The 17,892-nt window shown below is 53.8% G+C and carries 16 protein-coding genes and 2 pseudogenes; 8 read left to right on the top strand and 10 right to left on the bottom strand.

Annotated features, from left to right (window positions below; translation table 11 throughout):
* Positions 1-6 precede the first annotated feature (6 nt).
* Complete coding sequence (locus tag QJT81_00225) at positions 7-1,299, top strand: DUF1552 domain-containing protein (GenBank protein ID WGZ94449.1); 1,293 nt, start codon at positions 7-9, stop codon at positions 1,297-1,299.
* Positions 1,300-1,314: 15 nt separating this feature from the next.
* On the top strand, positions 1,315-2,616 hold the full coding sequence (locus tag QJT81_00220; GenBank protein WGZ94448.1) for an NAD(P)/FAD-dependent oxidoreductase: 1,302 nt from the start codon (positions 1,315-1,317) through the stop codon (positions 2,614-2,616).
* Positions 2,617-2,624: 8 nt separating this feature from the next.
* On the opposite strand, the gene QJT81_00215 is transcribed toward QJT81_00220, so the two are convergent.
* The 8 genes and pseudogenes from QJT81_00215 to QJT81_00180 all read right to left on the bottom strand — a co-directional run bounded on the left by QJT81_00215 (position 2,625) and on the right by QJT81_00180 (position 10,689).
* A complete protein-coding gene (locus QJT81_00215) occupies positions 2,625-3,824 on the bottom strand; it encodes an ABC transporter permease (GenBank protein WGZ94447.1) in 1,200 nt (399 codons plus the stop codon).
* A gap of 2 nt (positions 3,825-3,826) precedes the next feature.
* Complete coding sequence (locus QJT81_00210) at positions 3,827-5,032, bottom strand: ABC transporter permease (GenBank protein ID WGZ94446.1); 1,206 nt, start codon at positions 5,030-5,032, stop codon at positions 3,827-3,829.
* A gap of 3 nt (positions 5,033-5,035) precedes the next feature.
* A complete protein-coding gene (locus tag QJT81_00205; GenBank protein ID WGZ94445.1) occupies positions 5,036-5,719 on the bottom strand; it encodes an ABC transporter ATP-binding protein in 684 nt (227 codons plus the stop codon).
* Complete coding sequence (locus QJT81_00200; protein ID WGZ94444.1) at positions 5,712-6,860, bottom strand: efflux RND transporter periplasmic adaptor subunit; 1,149 nt, start codon at positions 6,858-6,860, stop codon at positions 5,712-5,714. Before QJT81_00200 ends, QJT81_00205 begins: the two co-directional genes overlap by 8 nt.
* A 76-nt stretch (positions 6,861-6,936) precedes the next feature.
* Positions 6,937-7,941 (bottom strand): type II secretion system protein GspC, encoded by a 1,005-nt coding sequence (gene gspC, locus QJT81_00195; GenBank protein ID WGZ94443.1) that lies wholly within the window; start codon positions 7,939-7,941, stop codon positions 6,937-6,939.
* A 21-nt stretch (positions 7,942-7,962) separates the two neighbouring features.
* Positions 7,963-8,979 (bottom strand): NAD-dependent epimerase, encoded by a 1,017-nt coding sequence (locus QJT81_00190; GenBank protein ID WGZ94442.1) that lies wholly within the window; start codon positions 8,977-8,979, stop codon positions 7,963-7,965.
* Between the two features lie 56 nt (positions 8,980-9,035).
* On the bottom strand, positions 9,036-9,323 hold the full coding sequence (locus QJT81_00185) for a hypothetical protein (protein ID WGZ94441.1): 288 nt from the start codon (positions 9,321-9,323) through the stop codon (positions 9,036-9,038).
* Between the two features lie 41 nt (positions 9,324-9,364).
* Positions 9,365-10,689, bottom strand: a pseudogene (locus tag QJT81_00180) (UPF0236 family protein).
* Positions 10,690-11,048: 359 nt separating this feature from the next.
* Between QJT81_00180 and QJT81_00175 the strand changes: the two are divergent.
* Both QJT81_00175 and QJT81_00170 read left to right on the top strand, forming a co-directional pair.
* A complete protein-coding gene (locus QJT81_00175; GenBank protein WGZ94440.1) occupies positions 11,049-11,915 on the top strand; it encodes an AAA family ATPase in 867 nt (288 codons plus the stop codon).
* A 43-nt stretch (positions 11,916-11,958) separates the two neighbouring features.
* Positions 11,959-13,283 (top strand): annotated as a pseudogene (locus QJT81_00170) (UPF0236 family protein).
* A gap of 18 nt (positions 13,284-13,301) precedes the next feature.
* Here QJT81_00170 and QJT81_00165 read toward each other — a convergent pair.
* A complete protein-coding gene (locus tag QJT81_00165) occupies positions 13,302-13,610 on the bottom strand; it encodes a thioredoxin domain-containing protein (protein WGZ94439.1) in 309 nt (102 codons plus the stop codon).
* 89 nt (positions 13,611-13,699) lie between these two features.
* Here QJT81_00165 and QJT81_00160 point away from each other — a divergent pair, with 89 nt between their 5' ends.
* From QJT81_00160 to QJT81_00145, 4 genes are all read left to right on the top strand, one after another.
* Positions 13,700-15,121, top strand: coding sequence for a transposase (locus QJT81_00160; protein ID WGZ94438.1), 1,422 nt, complete (start codon positions 13,700-13,702; stop codon positions 15,119-15,121).
* Positions 15,122-15,259: 138 nt separating this feature from the next.
* Positions 15,260-15,628: a type II toxin-antitoxin system VapC family toxin gene (locus QJT81_00155; protein WGZ94437.1), complete on the top strand. Its 369-nt coding sequence runs from the start codon at positions 15,260-15,262 to the stop codon at positions 15,626-15,628.
* A gap of 67 nt (positions 15,629-15,695) precedes the next feature.
* Complete coding sequence (locus QJT81_00150; GenBank protein WGZ94436.1) at positions 15,696-16,076, top strand: GTP-binding protein; 381 nt, start codon at positions 15,696-15,698, stop codon at positions 16,074-16,076.
* Entirely contained in the window at positions 16,073-16,735 is a 663-nt protein-coding gene (locus QJT81_00145) for an ABC transporter ATP-binding protein (protein WGZ94435.1), read from the top strand. Before QJT81_00150 ends, QJT81_00145 begins: the two co-directional genes overlap by 4 nt.
* Positions 16,736-16,748: 13 nt before the next feature.
* Here QJT81_00145 and QJT81_00140 read toward each other — a convergent pair whose 3' ends face one another.
* Positions 16,749-17,870 carry an ISAs1 family transposase gene (locus QJT81_00140; protein ID WGZ94434.1) on the bottom strand — a complete coding sequence of 374 codons (1,122 nt, stop codon included), beginning with the start codon at positions 17,868-17,870 and terminating at the stop codon, positions 16,749-16,751.
* Positions 17,871-17,892 lie beyond the last annotated feature (22 nt).

Genomic DNA, 17,892 nt, shown 5'->3' with positions numbered 1-17,892 from the left:
GACATCATGACAGTATCAGCAAAACGCCGTGCTTTCCTGAAAGGCTTGGGCGCAGCAGGGCTAGGTGCAGCGGGGTTGGGTGGCCTGACCCTGCCATTCGCCCGCACCGTAATGGCGGATGCCACTCCGGTACGCCGTGCCATTTTCGTTTTCATTCCTGACGGGATGGAATACCAGCATTGGCACGCGCAAGGCACTGGCACGAATTTCACCTTGCCACGCATGACCCAGCCATTGGAACGGGTGCGTGAACATTGCGTCTTCCTCAGCGGGGTGAATATGTACGGGCCGGGCAGTACCCACGAAGGCGGTATTGCCAAATTATTGACCGGGGCAGCCGGACGGGTGTTTCAGGACAAAAAAGTTTCACTGGATTATTACCTGGGCGAATGGTTCAGGAACCAGTCCGTGCGCCCACACCTGAATTTGGGGATTGTGCCGATTTACCGCGACAAGCCCATTACCTATGACCTGAATGGTGTGCCGGTGATGCCTGAAATGAACCCGCTGGCGGCGTTTACTTCGTTGTTTGGGGAAGAGGCCAACAACAACTTTGTAGAACAGCGGCGTTTAAGTGCTCTGGATGCCTCCCTGCAAGAGTTGAACGCCCTGCGTGCGCAGCTTGGCACGGCAGAAAAAATCAAGCTGGACATGCATCTTGAATCACTACGGGAAATGGAACGCAAACTGGCTTCCACCACAGCAGGCAGTTGCCCGGCATGGAATTTCAACCCGACCGGCTTTCAGGTAACGCGCACGGAAATCTGGCGCAACCCCGAATACCTAGATACCAACCAGCTCGGTGTCATCAGCGATTTGCACATGGACGTTGCGGTACACGCGCTGGCCTGTAACCTGACCCGCGTGGCTACGCTGGTGTGGAACAATTCGGTCAACGATGTGGTGATCAAGGAAGCGGGCAGTTACAAGACCTGTCATCAGGCATCGCATGAGGGTGGTGAGGATTTCATCAAGATCAAGGCATGGTATACCGAAAAGCTGGCGCAACTGATCGAACGCTTGCGCAGTGTGCCGGAAGGCAACGGTACGTTGCTGGACAATACGGTGATTTTCCTTGGCAGTGATCTGGCGAATGGCTCATGGCACAACCATGACAATATGCCGTTTATTCTGGCCGGTGGTGCGGCAGGTGGTTTGGTGGGCGGGCGCAGCCTGCAATACAACAATGCCGCGCATAACAAGATTCTGGTGTCGATTGCCCAGTTTATGGGCGTCAACATCAACCAGTTCGGGACAGAAGACAGCACACCCGGCCCATTGCCCGGTCTGTTGGCATAAAAGAGGATAGTGAATATGAAGGCTTTGGATCGTCGGCATTTTCTGAAAACGCTGGTCGCAGGCGCAATGGCGGGCACAGTCCTGGGTTTTCCCGCCATCGGGCGGGCTGCCGGGCAAAAAGTCGTTGTCGTCGGTGGTGGCACAGGCGGTGCAACCGTCGCCAAATACCTGCGCCGCCTCGACAACACGCTGGACGTGACCCTGATCGAAAAGAACCCGGTTTACACCACCTGTTACATGAGCAACGAGGTGTTGAGCGGGGATCGTACATTGGAGTCGTTGCAATTCAATTACGATGGCCTAAGGGCACATGGCGTGAAAATCGTGCAGGATGAAGTGACCGGCATTGATTATGACGGCAAGCAGGTATTGACCAAAAGTGGCACACGTTACCCGTATGAGCGTTGCGTGGTATCGCCGGGGATTGATTTCAAATACGATGCGATTGCCGGTTATAGCGAAGCCGCGATTACTGCCATCCCTCATGCTTGGAAGGCCGGGTCGCAAACCCTAGTGCTGCGTGACCAATTGCACGCTATGACGGATGGCGGCACAGTGGTAATCGCTGCCCCACCCAACCCCTACCGCTGCCCGCCCGCGCCGTATGAACGCGCCAGCCAGATTGCCCATTACCTGAAACAGCATAAACCCAACTCCAAGGTCATCATCCTTGACCCCAAAGAGAGTTTCACCAAGCAGGCATTGTTTGAGCAGGCATGGCGCGAACTGTACGGCTATGGCACAGACAATGCCTTGCTCGAATGGTGGTCTGGTGATGCGGCGGCAGGTGTGGTCGAAGTGGATGTCGCTTCCAGAACGGCGATTACCCAGTTCGGCGACCGGGTACAGGGGGCGGTGTTGAATGTGATTCCACCGCAAAAAGCGGGTAAGTTGGCTTTTGATGCGGATCTGGTCGATGGCACTGGCTGGTGTCCAGTCAACAAGCTGACTTTTGAATCGAGCCGTCATGCGAATGTGCATGTGATTGGTGATGCGTGCATGGCAGACTCTTTACCTAAATCCGGCTTTGCAGCGAATTCGGAAGCCAAGGTGTGCGCTGCGGCCATTCATGCGCTGCTGAATGGCCTAGAAGTGGAAAGCCCGTCATTCTCCAACGGCTGTTACAGTCTGGTTGGCAAGGATTACGCGATTTCGGTAGTAGGTGTATATCGGCTATCGGATGACGGCAGGTTGGTGGAGAACATTCCGGGCAGTGGTGGCGTGTCTTCCGCTACGGCAACTGCCCAGGATCGTTTGTTTGACGCCAGCTATGCGTATAGTTGGTACAACAATTTCACGCAGGATGTGTTCAAGTAAATCTCAACTTACTCACTCCGCAACGCTTCCACCGGCGGCAGCGCCGATGCCCGCTGTGCGGGCGCAAACCCTGCCAATAACCCGGTGATGACCGCGACAGCTTCCGCCAGCAACACATACAGCCAGTCGATTTGCACTGGCATGGCTGGAATAACGGCGTGCAACAGCCAGGCAATCCCAATCCCCACCAGCATTCCGGCAACACCACCTAAGCCCGCCAAGGCGGCGGCTTCCAGCAGAAACAAATAGGTCACTTGCTGGCGGGATGCGCCCAACGCCCGCAGCAAGCCGATTTCACCCGTGCGTTCATTCACCGCAATGCTCATAATGGTGAGGATGCCAACCCCGCCCACCAGCAAAGAAATGCTCCCAATGCCCGCTACCACGGCTTTGAGAATGTCGAGAATCGACCCCAAGGTTTTCAGCATATCGCTTTGGCTGGTGATAGTGACATCTTCCGTGCCATGACGCTGAATCAGCAAGGCTTTGATTTGCTCAATAATGGCAGCTTCATTGGCTCCCGCTTGATACAACACGTCGATTTCCATTAGCCCCTCTCGGTTGAATAGAGCAAGAGCGCGGGCAACGGGGATGTAGACCGCATCATCCATATCAAATCCCAAAATTTGCCCCTTGGTTTCCATTACGCCGATGACACGAAAACGCTCTTGCCCAATGCGCAGATGCTGACCCAGCGGACTGCGGTCGGGAAACAGTTCGGAGCGGACTTTTGCACCAATCACCGCCATATTGCGGGCTTGCGTGGTGGTGTCATCAGGCAAAAATTGCCCGCTGGCAAGGTGCAATTGCCAGGTTTGCAAGGTTTCGTGATTCACGCCGAGAACAGTTGTCCAGCGGGTCAGTTGCCCGACTTCGACAGGAGAATTGCCTTGCACCATCGGCACTGACGTTTGCACACCTTGAATGCGCCGCAAGCTTTCTGCATCCTCAATCGACAGCGGACGCACATTGCTGACCATCGCCCCCGATACCCCAAAGGTGGAACTTTTGCCGGGGTTGATGGCAATAATATGCGCCCCAAACTGGGTAAATTGCTGGAGTACGTAATGCTGCACTCCGCCACCCAATGCGGTTAGCAATACCACTGCTGCAATCCCGACCGCAATCCCCAACGCCGTCAGAAAACTACGCATCGGGCTGAAGCGAATACTGCTGGTAGCAAGGTGCAAGTAATCCGCTAACAGCATGGCTACCTCCCCGACAAGGCGGCGACCGGATCCAGCCGTGCAGCCTGCCGTGCCGGAATACTGCCAAACAGCAAGCCGGTGAAAAACGTAATCAGCACCGAAGCCAACAACGCCCACAACGGCGGTTGCGCACTGAAATCCGGCACTGCCTGATTCAACAGCAATACCCCGCCCAAGCCCAGCAGCAAACCAATGGCTCCGCCCGCACTCGCCAGCAAGGTCGCTTCGGTCAAAAACAGGCGCAAGACTTGCGAGGTCGGTGCTCCCAAGGCTTTGAGCAAACCGATTTCAGCCTTGCGTTGGCTAACCGCTACCAACATCACATTCATAATCAGAATCCCCGCGACCAGCAAACTGATCGCCGCAATGCCGCCCAATGCCCAGGTCAAAGCACTGAGGATATTGTCAAAGGTGCCAATCAAAGAATCTTGCGCAATAATGGTAATGTCATCCTCACCGTCGTGGCGCTGGCGGATAATGCGTTCAATGTCTTGCGTGGCTTGTGCCAATTGCCCTTGACTCTCCGCCGTGACAATAATGCGAAACAGCGAGGGTGCATTGAATAAGTTCCGCGCACTGGCAACCGGAATCACCACCATGTCGCTCATATCCGACCCCAGCGATTGCCCCTTGCCTGCGAGTACACCGATCACGCGGAAACGTGACCCACCGATACGCACCCATTCGCCCAAGGCATTGCGGTTGGCGAATAGCTCTTTCCACACCGTTTCCCCCAGCAAACACACCGCCGTGGCGACACGCGGATTGCTATCCGGCAAGCTTTGCCCGCTGGCAAGTTCCAATTGCCGCGCACTCAGCAGAGACGGGGTGGAACCCATGATGGTGACTTCGCGTTCACGTGATTCATACGCGACGGGAGCAGCACCGAGAATAATGGGTGCAACCTCTTTGATGGCGGGGCTGCGTTGCAGGGCAAGTGCATCATCCAACGTCAAATCACGCGGGGTGGTGCCAATCAGGGGTGGCGCACCGCCGGTAGTTTCCGAACGCCCCGGTAACACAATCAGCAAGTTGGAACCTAAGCCTTGGAATTGCCCAATCACATACAGCCGTGCGCCTTCACCCAAGGAGGTGAGCAAAATAATCGCCGCCACCCCAATGCACATTGCCAGCAAGATCAAAGCGGTACGCCCCGGATACGCGCGTAAGGCTTGGTAACTGAAGTGCAGGGTGTCTTGCGGTTTCATGCTTCAATGCTCATCGGCAACCACCTTACCATCGACCATGCGAATCTGCCGCCGGGCGCGTTTACCGATGTCGGTATCATGTGTCACCACGATGAGAGTGATGCCTTGTGCGTTCAGCGCTTCAAGGATGCGGATAACCTCTGCGCTGGAATGCGAATCCAGATTGCCGGTAGGTTCATCCGCCAACAGCAGGGGCGCTTGCATAATGGTAGCGCGGGCAATCGCTACCCGCTGTTGTTGCCCACCAGACAGTTGCGCAGGACGGTGATCAGCACGATCTTGCAAGCCTAAACCCGCCAAGGCTTGCTGCACTTTGGTCTTGCGAACAGCCGCAGGCATTCCGGTCAGCACCAACGGCAACGCCACATTATCCGCCGCACTCAAACGCGGAATCAGGTGAAACGACTGGAAAATGAAACCAATTTTTTCACGCCGTACTTGCGCCCGCTGTTCTTCGGGCAGGGTGGTGAGTTCGCGGCCTTCCAAGCGGTAACTGCCTGCATTAGTCTGATCCAGCAAACCCAAGGCATTCAGCAAGGTCGATTTCCCTGAACCTGACGGCCCCATGACACTGATGTAATCACCTGCGTGGATGTCGAGACTGACGTGATCCAGTGCGTGTACGGTTTCATCGCCTACCTGAAAGTGACGGCAAATGTCACGCAAGGTGATGAAGGGGTCAGTCATCCGTCGTGTCCTTCGCCTTTGCTGCGATACCTTCTGCAATCCCCGCTATACCCGGTGTAGTAACAATCGTGTCACCCTCATCCAAACCCGCCGTGACTTCGGTAAAGCTCCAATTGCTCAAGCCTGCCGTGATTTTGCGCTTTTCCAGCTTGCCTGCGGTATTGAGTAGGTAAACTGCTTGACCGCTTAACACGGCTTCGGTGGGAATCCGTAACACATCGGGGCGAGTTTCGAGAATAATATCCACATCCGCGCTGTAACCGACCAGTAAGGCATCGAGATCGGAGGGATTAGTAAAAGCAAGTTCAACTTCCACCGTCCGCGCTTGTTTTTCAAGGTCGATGACATAAGCGCCCACCCGCGTGACCTTGCCGGGGAAATCACGCCCGCGCCACGCATCCAGCGTTATGCGGGCGGGCAAACCGGATTTGATTTTGGGCGCATCCACTTCATCAATCGGCGCACTCACCAGAAAACAGCCCGGTTCAATCAAGTCCACTACCGGCAATGTTTGGATGCCGGGTGGCGAGGGGGTGACGTATTCGTTGAGTTCGCCGTTAATGCCAGCAATCACGCCTGCAAACGGGGCAACCAGCACGGTGCGTTCCAGTTGCGCTTGTGCGGCTTGGAGTTGCGCTTGCGTGACCGTAATTTGCGCTTCGGCAGCATGACAACTGGCAGCCGTTACCGCCGCGTTGGTATTGGCTTTATCCAGCTCTTGCACCGAAATGCTGGCAGATTGGCGTAGTAATCGGGCGCGTTCAGCGGCGCGTTGTGCTTCTTCCGCTTGCAAACAGGCAGCGCTGCGTTGCGCCCGTGCCGCTTGCACGCCTTTCTCGGCAGCGTCTAAACTGGCTTGCAAATCGTGATTCCACAAGCGCAACAACACCTCACCCGCTTTGACCTGTGCGCCTTTTGCAAAGGGTAAAGCACTAATTTGCCCACCGATGGAAGGTGACATTCTGGCGCGGCGGCAGGCTTTGACTGTCCCGGCACGGGTATTGGCAACTGTAGATTCCACGACACCGCGACTGACATTAGCAATGCTGACTTCCAATAAGGTTGGGTGTTGTTGTTGCCAGAACCACCACGCGAGGATGGCAATGAGCGGCGTGATCAGCAAAAAACGAGACAAGCGCATGATAAAACTCCATAGCCTTCTCGTTTCAGTGTAGCACTTCCTCCGCCTCACACGACTTGTGCAAAGTCATGGTGGGCTACTGGAAGTTGATTGGCAGGGAGATTTCTTGCCCATTGCGGGTAATGTTAAGGTTTACTTGGGCAGATGTGGCCGCTTCTTGCAGAACACGCATGGCAACCGCAGGGTTTTCCAATGCAGTGCCATTCACTGACGTCACGACATCGCCGGGTTGCAAGCCCAATTGGTTGAACATCGCCACATTGCTGCCGGGGTTTAACTGAAACCCCAAAAATTTGCCATCACGCTCGTAAGGCTGTGGACTCGCCACTTCCAAGAGACGCATATTGTTATTTAACACCTCCTCACGAAACGTGCCTAGGTTAGCTGCCTCCTGAGGTTCAGGCGCAGGTTCATCAACCGCAGGTTCCACCGGCATCTGTTGTTCCATTTGCTCTATTGGCGGCGGAATCGCGCCTTCGCTAGGGGTGAACATATCAGGAGGCGGCATGATTTCGGGGTCAGGCTGCGAAAAGTCAGGCGTCGGCATACCATTAGTAACATCAGCCGCAGCGACACCACCGCCCCCACTTAATTCTGGCTTAGGCAATGCCAACTTTTCCAATAGGCCATTACGCCGTAGCAGCACATGATCAGCTAACACTTGCTCCAGCACCGCCCCCGAATTTCCGATATTTTCGCCAGCAGAATAGGTTTTTTGCTGTCCGTTTTCTTCAATAATCGCATAGCCTTTATTGTTTGACGGTGCATAAACCCCTTGAAGTTTGAGTGCCAGTTGGGTGGGCTGGATATTGGCTGGTGCAGGTTTGCCACTTTCTGCCTGATAGACACCAAATAAATGGTAAGAAGCTAAAGTAGCCCCTAGGTTTTGCGCCTGTTGCGCTTCACCGCTCATGATTGCCGTATCGGTTGGGGTGAGCAATGGGCGAGGTTCGGTGGGAAATAACATCCACACCAGCCGCGCTAACAAAAAGCCAAACACGATGACTAACCCAACACTCACATAATCCGGGGCGCGTCCCAGTAGGCTATCAAACAAACGCGCATGTTGCGTACCCTGCATGTGCAAACCCCTTATAACAGCTTAAACTTGATAGTACTCACGATACCATTGCACGAAACGGCGCGTACCTTCGTCAACCGACATACTCGGACGGTAACCCACATCTTGCACCAGCGCATCCACATCCGCGTAAGTATCCGGCACATCACCCGGTTGTAATGGCAATAAATTCAACTCCGCCTTCATCCCCAGTGCATCTTCAATGGCACGGATATAATCCATCAATTCCACCGGATTCTGATTGCCGATATTGTAAACGCGCCAAGGGGCTTTGCTGGTGCCGGGGTCGGGTTGCATCCCGCTCCACGCTGGATTGCCCGTTGCCGTATGATCCAGCGTGCGAATCACGCCTTCCACAATGTCGTCGATATAAGTGAAATCGCGGCGGTGTTTACCGTAATTGAACACATCAATCGGCTTGCCTGCCAAAATCGCCTTGGTGAATTTGAACATCGCCATATCGGGGCGACTCCACGGGCCATACACCGTGAAAAAGCGTAACCCCGTGGTTGGCAAACCGTATAAATGCGAATACGTATGCGCCATGAGTTCATTAGCTTTTTTGGAGGCAGCGTACAGTGACAGCGGATGATCCACGTTATCATGCACCGAAAACGGCATAGATTCGTTTGCGCCATACACCGAACTGGACGACGCATACACCAAATGCTTCACCCCATTATGGCGGCAACCTTCCAGAATATGCCCAAACCCCACCAGATTACTGTCGATGTAAGCCAAGGGGTTGTCGATGGAATAACGTACACCGGCTTGCGCGGCAAGATTCACCACCGCATCCAAGCCTTCTTCGGCAAACAGTTGCGCCATGCCCGCACGGTCGGCTAAATCCAAACGGATGAACTTGAATTTGCTTGATGTATCCGCGTCGATCACCCGTTGCAAACGGCGTTCTTTCAAGGTGACATCGTAGTAATCGTTGAAATTGTCGATACCGACGACTTCATCGCCGCGTTGCAGCAATTGCAAGGCGAGGTGCATCCCGATGAATCCTGCTACCCCTGTGATTAATACACGCATTTTTCTATCCTTTTATTGTTCAATCGGTGCTGAGCATACCACAATTGGTGCGTTGCTTAGCTTTTCGATGCCTTCTTGATCTTCATCTCGGCAAACTTTTCCTGGTACTCCTCGACCTTGGTTTTCATCACTTCTTTCAACGGATGAGTGGTGTTGACGACTTTCAGCAAGCGCTCGGTGTCGAGTTCGGCGCGGTGATCGACGAAGGCTTGTTCAATGGCTTCGGTGACGATGGATTCGATGTCAGCACCGGAATAGCCGTTGGTTGTGTCAGCAAGTTGTGTCAGGTTGATGCGGCTGCTGAGTTTTTTACGATTTTGCAAGTGCACTGTAAAGATGTCCACCCGCTCTGTCCTGTTGGGTGTGAACAAAAGTGCGGTAAACCTCATGCCGCCTCAGCGGTGTTTCGCCAATAATGCTTCCATTGCTGGTTTCCCCGCATGACCCTCAACGCCAACATATCCGCCGCATTATCACTTTTCCACCATGCCCCCGATTTTTTTAAGCGTTGCTGGATGATGTAACGGTGTGCACTTTCTATTTCGCCCGACCCCACGGGCAATCCGAGGGATTTTGCTGTCGGGTAATCCAGTTGCTCAATGCGGTTGCTCAGGTAACGGTGACAAGCTCGTACTGGGGCGTTACTGTCTTCTACCGTTTCTGCTTCGAGGAAAGGTTTCAGTGTGTCGATGACCGCTTGAGCTTGACCATCCTGTAGGGCTTTTTTCTGTTTGGCAAACCATTTATCCTTGTCCTTGAGGCATGAACAGCTTGCGGATGCTGCTGATAGGTATTCACAAACATGATAAAAATCAATCAGGTAATGTCCTTGTGTGCCAAATTGTTCATCCACTTGACGGTTGATCCAGCTTGCCCCATCACCCACCGCATGGAGGAACGTGCTTTTTCCAAATCCAGCACGGCAGGCGGTGTCGAATAAGATTTTTCCAGCATCTTCTACCGTGCCACCGAATATTGCGCCAAACGTTGGCGTAGCACTGCCTTTGGCGTGGGCAAGACACAGGCGGGCTTCTTTCCAGCTTTCCTTTTTGCCTTTGCGCTTGTCGGGGGCTGTTTCGTCAATCTCGACGATGGGGATCATGCTGCCGTCCATTTCGGCAATGACATAGGCTTTTCCCAACGTGCTTGGATAGTCTTTTATCAACACTTGGGATTCATGGATGCGTTTGGCGTGACCTTCGGTGATGTGTCGGATGCTGCTGGATGCCAGCCGTATCCCGTAATGTTCTTCTAATTTATCAGGCACTTGAGCAAATGAACAGTCCGCCCCAAAGTCCGTCACCGCCCGTTGCAGCGGGAGCGAACAGCCTCGGCAAACAACCTCGGCACTCTGGCTAAAGGGGCGGACACGCTTGCCGGGAATCCGGTAGACCGGTTCGCTTATGTGGATTTTTCCGTAGGTCGTGTGCCAATGACAGTTTTTTTTCCACTCTTTACATACTTCCCAATGCCTTCTTCACAGGCTGGGGCTGTGCATTTTTCTACACGTTTGTTTGCCCATGCAGTGATCGCATCATTTCCCATTTGGCGCAGTTCTTCTATCACCCGCTGTTCGGCGTCTGCTGCTTTGATAATGTCATCACCGGCATTTTCAACCACCTCGATTAGCCCTTCCATCCGAGCTTTTAATGCTGGGTTGCGGTTCAAGGCTTCTAAAAGTTTTTGGTCGCGGGAGCTAACTGTCAACATGGGAAAGTCCTTTTTCTCTGGTTTTAGGGGATGCCATCTTAGTCTACAGGACACCGCACTTTTGTTCACACCCGCAGCAAACTCCAGCGTTGTGCAATCAGGGCGCGTTCGGTAGAATTCATAGCGTGGGCTTAATGGTTGTTTTGACGCTTCTATTATCGCCGAAAACGGCAGCCCACACTTCTTTTTTCCTTCAGATGAAGGAAGGTTCACGCTGAAAATGTAATTTTGCAAGTGGCTCGTTGGTTATTCGCGATGCCCATTTAGGGCTAAAAGATCAACCCATTACAATTGCCCGTTTAAAAGCGTTAATCAGCAAAATTCTGACGAACTCTGATGCAATAGTAACGGTATTTTTGGTGTCATCTGAATCTTATATTCCGCGTGAATTGGAAAAATTCATCACCGTGTTTGACCTGCCACTCCCCGATGAACAAGATATTCGAGAGGTTATCCACAGCTATGCCGAAGCCTATGAGCAGGCCATCAGCGACGACGATGTAACCACCCTAGCACTGGCATTCCAAGGCTTGACTCGTTACGAAATCGGGCAGTTGCTCAATCGTGGCTATCAGCGTAGCGGCAGTATTGGTGTTGAAGACCTCGATCTTGTGCATTCCGAAAAAGCGCAAATTATCAAAAAAAGCGGCATCATGGAAATGCTGACAGTGCGCGAAAAGCTCGAAGACATCGGCGGCTTGCTCAACCTCAAACCGTGGCTGCAACAAAAAGCCAAAGTCATGAACGACTGGTCGAATGCCCGCCAATTCGGGGTAGCCATGCCCAAAGGCGTGATGATTGTCGGGATGCCCGGTTGCGGCAAATCCCTCACCGCCAAAGCCACCGCAGCCCTGTTCAATTTGCCCCTGCTCAAACTCGACATGGGGTCTTTGATGGGCAAATACGTCGGCGAAAGCGAAGGCAATATGCGCCGCGCTATCAAGGTAGCCGAAGCCGTCAGCCCATGCGTATTATGGGTCGATGAAGTCGAAAAAGCCTTTGTCGGCATTGGCAGCGGCGGGGCGGGTTCGGAAGTCGCCACTCGTCTATTCGGTTACTTCCTCACTTGGATGCAGGAAAAAACCAGCCAAGTCTTCGTGATCGCCACCGCCAATGACATTTCCGCCCTACCGCCGGAATTGTTGCGCAAAGGGCGTTTCGACGAAATTTTCTACGTGGATTTCCCTAACAGGACAGGGTGTGAACAAAAGTGCGGTGTCCTGTAGACTAAGATGGCATCCCCTAAAACCAGAGAAAAAGGACTTTCCCATGTTGACAGTTAGCTCCCGCGACCAAAAACTTTTAGAAGCCTTGAACCGCAACCCCGCATTAAAAGCTCGGATGGAAGGGCTAATCGAGGTGGTTGAAAATGCCGGTGATGACATTATCAAAGCAGCAGACGCCGAACAGCGGGTGATAGAAGAACTGCGCCAAATGGGAAATGATGCGATCACTGCATGGGCAAACAAACGTGTAGAAAAATGCACAGCCCCAGCCTGTGAAGAAGGCATTGGGAAGTATGTAAAGAGTGGAAAAAAAACTGTCATTGGCACACGACCTACGGAAAAATCCACATAAGCGAACCGGTCTACCGGATTCCCGGCAAGCGTGTCCGCCCCTTTAGCCAGAGTGCCGAGGTTGTTTGCCGAGGCTGTTCGCTCCCGCTGCAACGGGCGGTGACGGACTTTGGGGCGGACTGTTCATTTGCTCAAGTGCCTGATAAATTAGAAGAACATTACGGGATACGGCTGGCATCCAGCAGCATCCGACACATCACCGAAGGTCACGCCAAACGCATCCATGAATCCCAAGTGTTGATAAAAGACTATCCAAGCACGTTGGGAAAAGCCTATGTCATTGCCGAAATGGACGGCAGCATGATCCCCATCGTCGAGATTGACGAAACAGCCCCCGACAAGCGCAAAGGCAAAAAGGAAAGCTGGAAAGAAGCCCGCCTGTGTCTTGCCCACGCCAAAGGCAGTGCTACGCCAACGTTTGGCGCAATATTCGGTGGCACGGTAGAAGATGCTGGAAAAATCTTATTCGACACCGCCTGCCGTGCTGGATTTGGAAAAAGCACGTTCCTCCATGCGGTGGGTGATGGGGCAAGCTGGATCAACCGTCAAGTGGATGAACAATTTGGCACACAAGGACATTACCTGATTGATTTTTATCATGTTTGTGAATACCTATCAGCAGCATCCGCAAGCTGTTCATGCCTCAAGGACAAGGATAAATGGTTTGCCAAACAGAAAAAAGCCCTACAGGATGGTCAAGCTCAAGCGGTCATCGACACACTGAAACCTTTCCTCGAAGCAGAAACGGTAGAAGACAGTAACGCCCCAGTACGAGCTTGTCACCGTTACCTGAGCAACCGCATTGAGCAACTGGATTACCCGACAGCAAAATCCCTCGGATTGCCCGTGGGGTCGGGCGAAATAGAAAGTGCACACCGTTACATCATCCAGCAACGCTTAAAAAAATCGGGGGCATGGTGGAAAAGTGATAATGCGGCGGATATGTTGGCGTTGAGGGTCATGCGGGGAAACCAGCAATGGAAGCATTATTGGCGAAACACCGCTGAGGCGGCATGAGGTTTACCGCACTTTTGTTCACACCCCACGGATGCCGAAACGTTGCGTCAGTTGCGCATTCTTGTCCACATCCACTTTCGCCAGCAGAAACGCGCCTTGGTAATCATCGGCAAATCTAGCCAATAGCGGCATCAGACTCCGGCAAGGGCCACACCATTCGGCATAGAAATCGACCATGACCGGCGTTTTGTGGGAAGTTTCCAGCACCATTGCGTCAAATTCGTCGGCATTGACGAAGGCTTCATGGTTGCTACGGTTATTGGAAGGCTCTGCCTGCTTTGAGCGACGCAGCGACCGGACAATCAAGAAAGTAAAAGTGGCAACCACTCAACAGTCATAAGTTCTCCCCATCCCCCCAAGCAGCACGAAATCCCTTAGAGTAGGCGTTACCAGCGACCTATTATCCAAGGGACATCATGCTAGTTGATCTATACCAGAGCCTTCACCACTTTAAAAGTGAATTTTCGCGCCAGCGAGCATGGCTATTGTTTTGCGCCATCATCCTGAGCTTTTTAGCGGCGACCGAGATGAGCGGGGTCACGTCGATGTGCCGTTACTGGTTATCGGATGAACGGGGCTACCATCGGTTGCTCCATTTTTTTCGTGCCGGGTCTTACCATCCTGAGCGGTTACGGGCGAGCTGGCAGCGGTGGGTGTTGTCCCATGCGCCGCTGGTTGAGGTGGCGGGGCGTTTGGTGGTGCTGGGCGACCATACCCATGTGGTTAAGGATGGTGGGCGGATGCCGGGGGTCGTTTCCTTGCGGGAAACCTCGGAAACCCAAAGCAAACCGGACTATTTCCGGGGGCAGTGTTGGGGAGCCGTGGGGTTGTTGGTGGGGAGCCTGTCCGCCTGTTTCTGCCTGCCGCTGAGTTTGCAAATCCATCAGGGGTTTCGGTATTTGGGGGAAGAGGATGCTAACGACCCGACACTCAAACTGGGGACACGGGTGGTGCAGATGGCGTTGTCGTTTGCGCAGGTGAATGACCGCCCGGTGTGGCTGGTGCTGGATGCGTTCTTTGCCACGGCTTCGGTGTTCCGGCTGGCACGCTCGGTTTGGTCGGTGGCGTTACAACAACCACTGGTGCAGGTCATCACCCGCGCTAAAAAGAACTATGTGGCCTACTTCCCTGCGCCACCCAAACCGCCGGGAAGGCGTGGGCGGCAACGCCAGTACGGGATGAAGCTGGTGTTGTGGGAAGCCTTTGACCATGCTGATTTTTTCCGTGAAGTGACCCTGTGCATTTATGGCAAGGAGGAGTCGGTACGCCTGATGTCCCATACCCTGTGGTGGAAACCGTTAGGGCAGCCGCTGCAATTTGTCTGGGCAGTCACTTCCCGTGGCCCTATCCTGCTGATGTGTTCGGATTTGGTGCTGGACGCGGAAACTATCCTCACCCTGTACTGCCGACGCACCCGGATTGAAACCTTGTTTGATGCCCTGAAGAATACCATGGGTGCGTTCCGCTTCCACTTCTGGAGCCGTTACCTGCCGCGCCATTCCCGGCGACCTACCGCCAATCGGCATCTCAAAGCCCCCCAAGCACAGCACCTCCCCACGGTGGTGGCCTGCTGGCAGGCAATGGAAACCTTTGTGTTGTGTGCCTGCATCGCCACCGGTTTGCTACAACTGTTTTCCCTCAAGTACCATGAGGGGCTGTGGAAGCAGCAGGTCTTGTATTTGCGCACCCGTTCCCGTGAATTGCCTTCCGAGAACACCGTGCGACAGATTTTAGCACCACTACTGGCACGGCAATTACTGCGCTCTCCCCCCAAAGCCTTCTGGTGGCGAATTAACGCGGCCGTCAACGGCGATGAGGACGATGATAGGCAAACATGAACCGCTAACAGCGGGAAAATACCCATAATCAAGGTGTTAAAACAGCAGTTCAGTAAGGCTGCTGCCTAACATCATGCTTGGTTTTGGGGGAATGTCACGACTGTTGAGTTACTGGATACCAACACCTGCATTCAGTTCATGAATGGCACTTCCGCAGCGGTCAAACAGCATTTCCAACAGCATTCACCCGCCGAGATTGCGCTATGCAGTGTGGTCAAAGCGGAATTGTTGTTTGGGGCGCGACATAGCCAACGGGTGGAAAGTAATCTGCAACGGCTGAAACGCTTTGTTGCCCCGTTTACGAGTTTGCCATTTGATGACCGTTGTGCAGAAGAATATGGGCAAATCCGCGCAGATCTGAGCCGTCAGGGGAAGTTGATTGGCCCCAATGATATGCTGATTGCGGCAATAGCACGGGTACATGATGCGGTATTGGTAACGAACAATACCGCTGAGTTTGAGCGTATTGCCAATTTACGGCTGGTGGATTGGCAGCAAAATGCTTAAACCCCTCGTTTCGCTGGAATCCCCCCCCGCATAACCTGTTGCGCTTACTGACCGGAACAGAACTTTCGTGAAACACTTCCACCGACTCACCGCCCTCAACCCCAGTGCCCCCACGCACGGCGGCACGGACGGACGCATCCGCAGCTTTTCCCTGCAATTCGACCAACCCTTGCCCTGGGCAGGGGTTTCCGAAGCACTCGACACGCTGGTGGAATTTTGCAGCGCCCGCCTGTTACGCATGAAAGCCATCGTCAACGTGCAAGAATACCCCGGTCGCCCCATCGTGCTACACGCCGTGCAACACCTGTTTTACCCCTCGGTGGAACTCCCCGCATCGCCTGACGCTGAACAGCGCAGCCGCTTTGTGTTCATCACCGCCGACCTCGACGAAGCTTTCGTCAGCAACTTGCTGACCTCGTTTACCCAAACCGTTAGTGCATCCAGATGAACGTGATCGAACTGCAAAACCTGCACTACCGCTGGCAAGGTCAAAGCCGTGACACGCTGGCAATTGCCAAGTTGCACGTTGCCCAAGGTGAACACCTGTTTATTCGCGGCGCAAGCGGCAGCGGCAAAACCACGTTTCTCAACCTGCTGGCAGGCATTTTGCGCCCTGCCAGTGGCAGCTTGACCATTCTGGGGCAAGCCTTGCACAGCATGGATAATGCCGCCCGCGACCGTTTCCGTGCGGATCACATGGGTGTGATCTTCCAGCAGTTCAACCTGTTGCCGTATCTGTCGGTGCGGGAAAATGTGCAGTTGCCCTGCCATTTTTCCAAACGGCGCAAACAACAGGCAGGGGATATGCAAGCCACCACCAACCGCTTGCTGGAACATCTGGGCTTAGATCGCAACTTGTGGGAACGCCCCGTCACTGACCTGAGCGTGGGGCAACAACAGCGCGTCGCCGTCGCCCGCGCCCTGATCGGCAGCCCCGAACTGATCATTGCGGATGAACCCACGTCGGCGCTGGATACCGATACCCGTGACGGTTTCCTTCATTTGCTGTTCAAGGAAGCTGCGGTGCAAGGCAGCACCATTGTGTTTGTGAGCCACGATCCGCACATTGCCAGCCATTTTCCGCGCCTGGTCAGGGCAATCGCTTGAATAATCGCCTTACTTACATGACTTGCTCCAGCAGTTGTGCCAGATAGTCAGTTGACCACCCTGCCTGTTTACGGCGGACTTTGAGGCTATGTTTGTTGGTTTTGTCATTGCGCAGCAGGTTAGTACCCATGTGGCGCAGGATGGCGAGATTATGTGCGCCATGGTTGCTACGGTTTCTCGCCAAATCTTCCCGCATCAGGACATCCAGCACCCAATGCAACTTGTTTTCGATTGCCCAGTGGGAGCGGACGGCATATTGTGCGGCCTTGGCGATCATCGCCAGTGAACAAATGTAGTGGCGGATGGAATAGGTGGATTTTCCTGCTTTTTCGACCCAGGACTCGATACAGATGATGCTGGCAAGTCCTGCCCATTCCTGCCGTTGTTCCAACCAAGCAACATCGGTGCAAATGCGGCAACGGCGGGTTTCGAGCCGCCCGTGGTCTTTTTCCACCTGGGTGTCTTCATCCAGCACATAACCGGCAGGCGGCTTTTCGAAAAACAGGGCGATGTCTTCTGCTAACGTTTTCTGATTGTCTTTGACTGCCAGTAGGTAATCACCGCCTGCTTCCACGATTTGCTTGGCGATGGCCTTTTGTGTCCCCATCGCATCAATGGTGATCAAGCAGCCTTCAATGTCGAGCTTGCGTAGCAAGGCGGGGATGGCAGTGATTTCATTGGATTTCTGGTCGGTGGCTTCCTGCCCCAGCACTAGATTTTGCTGGTTTGCCCACGCTGACACCAGGTGCAGAGGGTTCTGCCCGTTGCCACCACTGCGCCGTGAGGTTTTGCCGTCAATGTTCAATAGGTCAGCCTCCCCTGCGGACAGGCTGTTTGTCCAACGGATAAACAGTTCCGAAAACAGCTTAGCATTCAGCGCGTTGAACACGTCACTCACCGTGTCATGGCTGGGAAAGCCCCGTGCATAGGGATAATAGCGGCGCAGGAAATCCGCGTTTAGCTTTGCCCAGCGCACCATTTCCACCACATCGTCTGCCCCTGCTAAGCTGCCTGCCAAACCCAGCAATAGGATTTCAGGTAGGGGGTAGAGAACTTTGGCTTGCTGGCGGGGGTCTTCCAAAAATGACAACTGTTCCAGTAGGCGGCTGATAGCGCTGGACGGCAAGTTCGGCATCGGTTTTGTCCTTTCGGGAAAA

Source organism: Candidatus Thiothrix putei, assembly GCA_029972225.1.
GTDB lineage: Bacteria > Pseudomonadota > Gammaproteobacteria > Thiotrichales > Thiotrichaceae > Thiothrix > Thiothrix putei.
Note: the sequence above shows the minus strand (reverse complement) of the source record. Positions and strands in the feature narration are given on the sequence as shown.

What these genes read in the sequence shown, in the direction of transcription:
- QJT81_00220 (WGZ94448.1), top strand. Translation starts at nt 1,315, where the DNA reads ATGAAGGCTTTGGATCGTCGGCATTTTCTGAAAACGCTGGTCGCAGGC.
- QJT81_00155 (WGZ94437.1), top strand. Translation starts at nt 15,260, where the DNA reads ATGAATGGCACTTCCGCAGCGGTCAAACAGCATTTCCAACAGCATTCA.
- QJT81_00200 (WGZ94444.1), bottom strand. Translation starts at nt 6,860, where the DNA reads ATGCGCTTGTCTCGTTTTTTGCTGATCACGCCGCTCATTGCCATCCTC.
- QJT81_00190 (WGZ94442.1), bottom strand. Translation starts at nt 8,979, where the DNA reads ATGCGTGTATTAATCACAGGGGTAGCAGGATTCATCGGGATGCACCTC.
- QJT81_00140 (WGZ94434.1), bottom strand. Translation starts at nt 17,870, where the DNA reads ATGCCGAACTTGCCGTCCAGCGCTATCAGCCGCCTACTGGAACAGTTG.
- QJT81_00160 (WGZ94438.1), top strand. Translation starts at nt 13,700, where the DNA reads ATGCTAGTTGATCTATACCAGAGCCTTCACCACTTTAAAAGTGAATTT.
- gspC (WGZ94443.1), bottom strand. Translation starts at nt 7,941, where the DNA reads ATGCAGGGTACGCAACATGCGCGTTTGTTTGATAGCCTACTGGGACGC.
- QJT81_00225 (WGZ94449.1), top strand. Translation starts at nt 7, where the DNA reads ATGACAGTATCAGCAAAACGCCGTGCTTTCCTGAAAGGCTTGGGCGCA.
- QJT81_00210 (WGZ94446.1), bottom strand. Translation starts at nt 5,032, where the DNA reads ATGAAACCGCAAGACACCCTGCACTTCAGTTACCAAGCCTTACGCGCG.
- QJT81_00145 (WGZ94435.1), top strand. Translation starts at nt 16,073, where the DNA reads ATGAACGTGATCGAACTGCAAAACCTGCACTACCGCTGGCAAGGTCAA.
- QJT81_00215 (WGZ94447.1), bottom strand. Translation starts at nt 3,824, where the DNA reads ATGCTGTTAGCGGATTACTTGCACCTTGCTACCAGCAGTATTCGCTTC.
- QJT81_00205 (WGZ94445.1), bottom strand. Translation starts at nt 5,719, where the DNA reads ATGACTGACCCCTTCATCACCTTGCGTGACATTTGCCGTCACTTTCAG.